The sequence below is a fragment of the Aequorivita antarctica genome (genome assembly GCF_007997155.1).
In the GTDB taxonomy this organism is placed as follows: domain Bacteria; phylum Bacteroidota; class Bacteroidia; order Flavobacteriales; family Flavobacteriaceae; genus Aequorivita; species Aequorivita antarctica.
The window spans coordinates 1-384 of the sequence record NZ_VORT01000056.1 but is presented as its reverse complement, the minus strand read 5'-3'; the positions used below and the strand labels follow the sequence as shown (position 1 = coordinate 384).

Below are 384 nucleotides of genomic sequence, written 5' to 3'. Positions count from 1 at the left end.
TCGTTTACCAAAGTGGTGATACAGATGGCGACGGTAAACTGGATGTAACAGAAACATGGATCTACACAGCTACATCCTATACCATCACACAGGATGATATCGATACCGGCAGTGTGACCAACCAAGCTACCGCTGTTGGAACCCCACCGGTAGGAGATGATGTTGATGATCTTTCAGGAACTCAGGTTGACAATGACGATGCTACGGTAATCGAACTCTGTCAGAACGCTGACATCGCAATTGTAAAAACTGGCGTATTCAACGATGTTGACGGCAACCAGTGTGCCGATGCGGGAATCGATACGATTACCTATACGTTCACAGTTACCAACGCAGGCAACGTGAGCCTATCAAACATAACCGTTACCGATCCATTATTACAGG

1 protein-coding gene is annotated in these 384 nt (G+C 46.6%); it reads left to right on the top strand.

Annotation, left to right across the window (positions count from 1 at the left end):
* On the top strand, positions 1-384 hold a 384-nt coding region (locus ESU54_RS17710; protein WP_146848201.1), incomplete at both ends, for a DUF7507 domain-containing protein.